Annotated in this window: 2 protein-coding genes and 1 pseudogene; 2 read left to right on the top strand and 1 reads right to left on the bottom strand. The window is 61.8% G+C overall.

Annotation, left to right across the window (positions count from 1 at the left end; genetic code table 11):
* Together WAN71_RS18750 and WAN71_RS18745 are read left to right on the top strand one after the other, a co-directional pair.
* Window positions 1–435: pseudogene (locus WAN71_RS18750) on the top strand (hypothetical protein); the annotation flags it as partial.
* Between the two features lie 41 nt (window positions 436–476).
* Window positions 477–863 carry a DUF2834 domain-containing protein gene (locus WAN71_RS18745; RefSeq protein ID WP_422226768.1) on the top strand — a complete coding sequence of 129 codons (387 nt, stop codon included), beginning with the start codon at window positions 477–479 and terminating at the stop codon, window positions 861–863.
* A 370-nt stretch (window positions 864–1233) separates the two neighbouring features.
* Here WAN71_RS18745 and WAN71_RS18740 read toward each other — a convergent pair whose 3' ends face one another.
* Window positions 1234–4686, bottom strand: a complete 3453-nt coding sequence (locus WAN71_RS18740) for a protein kinase domain-containing protein (RefSeq protein WP_422226767.1) — start codon at window positions 4684–4686, stop codon at window positions 1234–1236.
* Window positions 4687–5595: the final 909 nt, after the last annotated feature.

Here is a 5595-nt window from a genome sequence, read left to right as displayed (position 1 = left end):
ATCGGAATCAACGGCGGACTTTATACGTACTGGGGTTCGCATGTGTTCCGTATCCTCCAGTACCCATTGGTGATTGGTGTGCTCGAAACTGCCCAAGTGATCTGCTTTGCGGTCGCGGCATCGGTGTTGCGTGACCGCCATACCAGTCAGTGGCAGCTGCTCGGCCTCTTCGTGCTCTTTCCTTGCACGTTTTTCATGGCCAACTTCGGCGCCGGTTGGCCCACGATCATCGCAGTACATCTCAAGCACACCTCGACACCAGTCATCGCAGCGGCAACGGTGATGAGCATTGGCCTCGCGGTGATGTTGGTACGGATGTCCGCCTCATTCCTGCCCCAGGGAGCAGCCGACGATGCCGAGGGCCTTCCGCGCCTCTCCGCTAAAAAGCACACGCAGCCGGTTTCCGGCAAGTCCGGTGTAGCGGAACCGCGGTGACGCGGTCGGTCGTTACGCCAACGCGATCTAAGGGGTTGTCAATGTCCGTATCCACGTCCACCAATATTCGCCACGCCTTCTTCATCCTTGCCGGCGTCATGGCGCTGGTGTTGACGTGGCCACACGCATTTCAGTGGATGGCCGCGGGTGGAAACATCCTCAACCCGATCGCCTTCTTCGGCGACGCCATGGCGCCCGGTGGCACCGCTGCGTTCCTCAGCATCGACATGGCTATCGCCTGGCTTGTGTTCATGGTGTGGGTCGTGTTCGACAGCAAGCGGATAGGACTGGGGTACAAATGGGGCTGGACCTTCGTGGCATTGTCTTACATCGGTGTATCGATGGCATTCCCTGTGTATCTCGTTACTCGCGAGCGCTTCCTCGAGAAGCACGCTCGGACTGGCGAATTGAGCACCAACCCAACATGAGTCGAAACATTTGGCCGCATCCTCGGGCCTTGGTTCGCTTCTTTCGCCCTAGTTCCGGGTAGTGCAGATACGTTGTGCGTCATCGTAATCGAGCGCCAAGTGTCCTGAGGCCAGGCCGGGGTTGTGGACGCGGGTGACGGCACCGCCGCTATCACCACCAACCCTTCCGCTTCGCCCAGATGAGCAGCACAACCGACATCATCAACATGATCAGCAGCAATATCGTGAGAAGTTTGTAGCGCCGTCAGACCAGACCGAGTTGATTCAGATACTTTCATCATTCACTTGACGCGACGGAATGGCTGCACGTGCGGTAACAAACCCCCCATGTGGGCCCGGGATATCCCTATCCGGGGGAGGTGCAGGCGGTCTAAACGGTTGACGTCTCAGCCAAATTCAACACGAAATCCCGAACACTTTGTGTTGTCGGATCGGCTGAACTGAACTCGCCCGCTACCATGGTGTCCTTCGCGAGGCGGAGCATCTGCGGCCCCTGGTCGATGAGCAATCGGTTAAGTCCAAGCGCGGCGCAGGTTCTCAAGGCTGGCGCTAGGACGCGCTGCGCTTCGTCGGTGTGGCTGGCCACCGCCAGGCAGAACGCCAATTGGAGCGTGGCCTGAAGGTGTGCCCGCGGACGCTTGCGTTGATCAACGTGATCAACGCGGGCGCGCGCTCGATCGGAGGCCGCAGTGAGCGCCGACGGCTGTCCCTCGTTGAGGAGGAGTCGGATTTGCGCGTCCTCCCTGAATTCGGCTATAACGTCGCCGATTCCGTCAAGTCTCTGTGCACCGTGACCCATGACTCGGTGAGCCGGCGACTCATCGATCTCTTCGGTCGACAGCGCGGCAATCCGGACCTGTTCATACACCAGGCGGGCCTCGAGCCGCCGCAGTTGCAGCTCTCTCGCGATCTCCAGACCTTCGGCCAGCCGGCGATCGGCAGCAGCCTTGTCACCGCGGGCCAATTTCAGCCGCGCCCCGGTCCCGAATGCCGCCAGCATGAAATCGACCAGTCCGCCCTCGGCGCCGAGTTCGTAGGCGTCGTCGAGCAATGCCTCCGCTTCGTCGAGTTGACCACGCTCGTAGAGCAGCTCGCCCAACAAGCATCCGGCCAGCTTTGCGATATAGGTTGGGCGTCCGGAGGGCAGCAGCGCGATGCGGATGGCGTGTCGCAGGTGGGCTTCGGCGTCGGCGACGTCGAGCTGCTCGTTGGCGGCGATCGCCGCAAGACAGTATCCGTAGGAAACGCTCAGCGGCCCGGAGGTCCGCTGATGGTATGGATGTGCCCACTTCTGCCAGCGCCGCGCCTCGTCGAAGTCGAACACCCGATTCGCACGAAATGACCCGACGTCGGCCGCCCGGCAGAGAATCCAGGGGCGAAGCGAATCCGCCCGGTCGACACAAGCCTGAACGGCGGCATCGGCGGAGGCGTCGATGCCGTCCTGGAAAGCAGCGATTACTGCGTGAATTAGGTCTATTTCGGCGCGGAGGTCGCCAGCTTGGTTAGCCGGAATCGAGTCGATGCCGAGCTCAGCCAGCCGTATCGCGTCCTCGGTCGCCGCCAAGCGGTTCAGTGGGACGTTTGCCCAGGCGAGATCCACCTGCAGCCTGGGGCGTGCATCGGCGAGTTGCGCCGGCAGCTTGGCCGCTAGCCCGATCAATGTATGCATCTGGTTCTGTTCGTGCAGATCCGGGCCCGCCTGCTCGACGACATCGGCTGCCTGCCGTGCGTCCCCCGCCAGGATCAGGTGGTCGACGGCCTGGTTGAACATCTGCTGTTTCAAATACCACTGCGCGGCCCTGCGGTGTAGCTCTGGTATGCGCTCTTCTGCGTCGCGCTCGAGGCGGTGCAGCAGGTAGTCGGCGAACAGGTGGTGGTATTGGAACCACGATCCTTTGGCGTCGGTCCTGCGCAGAAAGAGACCACGTTTTTCGATCTCTTCCAGGACGCTTTGGCTGCGCCGATTATCGGTGAGCGCGGTCGCCAATCCGCTGCAGATCTGTTTGGTGAAACAGGTCGACAACAGGAAATCCAGGAGATCCGGTTCAAGCCTGTCCAGGACGTTGGACGCCAAATAGTCGCCTATTGCTTCGTTCTGTCCCGACAGATGCTCGATGAGTGCGGCCGCACCGCCGCTGTCACGAAGCGATAACGAGGCCAGTTGCAACCCGGCGGCCCACCCGTCGGTGGATTCCTCGAGTTGGGCCACATTGGCTGGGGTGAGGGCCAGGCCCCACTGGTCGACCAGCAGCGCCTGGGATTCGGCCGTATCGAACTTGAGCAGTGAAGCGTCGATTTCTACCAGCTCCCCCTGGACCCGGAGCGTGGACAGCGGGAGTCCGGTGCGGGTGCGGCTTGCGACAACCACATGTAGGTCATGGCCATTATTCTCAAGCAGATAGGCAAGAGCACCTATTGTTTCAGAATTGTCTATGCGATGCCAGTCGTCGATGACCAGCGCAAGGGATTGTTCGTCGGAATCCAGGCGATCGATCAAGGCGTTAAAGACGTATTGTTGCGTATTTTGCAAACGGCCTTCGAATTCTTGTTGTAATGTGTCGGCGAGGTCTGGCATGGCGCGCCGAATCGCCTCAATCAGGTGAGCGAGAAACCAGACCGTGTTGTTGTCGTCGCTATCGATCGCCAACCATGCGGTCTTCAGCCCCTGCCGGGTGAGGGTTTCGGCCCACTGCGCGGCCAGCGTGCTTTTGCCGTAGCCGGCGGGCGCGTGAATCAGCAGCAGCTTTGGTCTTCCCCCCGACCCGAGCCGGTCGAGGATTCGTTGCCTTGGCACCGTCGGGCGATTGGATGTCGGCGGCCGGAATCGTGTCGGAGCGCTCGGCGGGTTCTGCGCTGGCGGCATCGACCCCAACCCATCCGACCGCAATCCGAGAGACGCCGAACGCCCAATCGATCCTGACTCGAGGGTGCCAGCCTCAGGCGACGATTCTTCGGCGTCGGCCGCCGGTGCCGGTAACTCCAGCGGAACCTCGGCGATGCTGAGCCCCATACGGGCGCCAGCTGCTCGCAGCACCTCACCGAACGCTGCCGCAGAACTCGGACGCCGTGCCGGATCGGTACTCAACCCGAGCTCTAATGCCGAACAGACCGGGTCCGGGACGCATTTGGCGCGCAGATCGGGGACCGGACCCGCGATCACGCCACGAGCAAACGCAAGGGGATCATCGCCCGTTCGAAACGGGAATGGCGGGGAGCCGCTAACCAGTGCGAAAACCGTGGCTGCCAGGCCATAAACGTCCGAGGCTACCGAGGGGGAGGCCCCCTCGAAGAGCTCCGGCGCGGTGTAGGACGGGGATCCGCGCAAGGTGGTCGTCCCGGTTTCGCGGCCGCCCGCGATGCGAGCAACGCCGAAGTCGCAAAGTTGCGGTTCCCCGTAACTAGTCAGTAGGACGTTTTCGGGCTTGAGGTCGCGGTGCAGAACACCCGCACGGTGAGCGGTTTCCAAAGCGCCCGCCAAGCGCACCCCGATGGTCAACACCTCACCGACGGCGAGCGGTCCACGGCGCCGGATCCAGGAGTCCACCGTATCCCGACGGTGGTAAGGCATCACGATGTAGGGACGCCCGGTGGAGGTTCGGCCGCTCTGGAGCACAGGCACGATGTTCGGGTGCCCGGAGACCCGTCCCATCGCCCGCTGCTCGCGATCAAAGGATTCGAGGTCAACCTCGTCCTGATCGAAACTGAGCACCTTCACCGCGACGACTCGATCGAGTGACGGTTGCCTACAGCGATAGACGACGCCGAAGCCGCCGCGCCCAACAGGCTCAGCATCGTGGTAGCCCTCTGCCTCAAGCTCGGCCACGATGTCTGAAGCGGAATCGCGTCGAAACCTTCTCATTGTGGGTGCCCTCGCTGCCTGTTTACCCTACCCTCGCCCGCCCGGTGAGCAACGATCACACCCAGCCGTTCTACCAGGGCTGGCCGCCATCCGCGCGCTGCTGTCGCAGCCAGGGCGCGACACCGCTCGCGCGTACCGAGCTGTCGGCGGCGGAATCGCCAATATGTGGCTACGGCGCTGTGCCGCACTTGAGCTAAGCACCGAGGTCGATCCGCTTGCGTACACAATTGGCCAGTTTCGTCAAGCACCAAGCGTGATGTCAGGCACTAGGACTCGTGCATCAGGAACCCGATTGGATCGCCGATTCCGTGTAGACCTTGCCGTTGCTGTGGATTACTAATCCACTGCAGCTGACGTCGTGTTCAGTGGCACATGCCCACAATGTGGTCAAAATCGGCCCCGGTCTTGGGACGGAAGAATAAATCTCTCCATGTCCTGACTAGCCACTGAGTTTTCTCGTATCAGGTCCCTGCTAGCTGCTGTCTCACCGAATAATTGGTCACCTGCCGTGCGGCTGCGTTCGGTAGAAGCGCGACCCTGCTTCCGGCGTACCCCATCGATAAGCAGCAAGAGCAGACCTGCCACGCACATGCCAACACACGCGTAGGCGATGACGCCGCTGCCGACAGTGATCGCGGCGATTAATGCCGCGATGCTCATGATGGTCAGAACTGCTACCGCGACGAGCAACGTTCGCCCTTCCTCATCTGGCTGGGAACACATCCGAAGGAAGCTTACCCGGTCAAGGGGGACGGACGACGCTGTTCTCATGATCGGGGCGCAGCCACGATCAACCGGTCAAGGACGAGGTCCGTGCGAATCCCGCCACGGCGTTGTCCTCCAAGCAATACCGGGCCTAGCGGCTTGAGGCCT

Source organism: Mycobacterium sp., from assembly GCF_049280035.1.
Taxonomy (GTDB): Bacteria; Actinomycetota; Actinomycetes; order Mycobacteriales; family Mycobacteriaceae; genus Mycobacterium.
The sequence above is the reverse complement of the archived record's forward strand: the minus strand, read 5'-3'. Positions and strand labels throughout refer to the sequence as shown.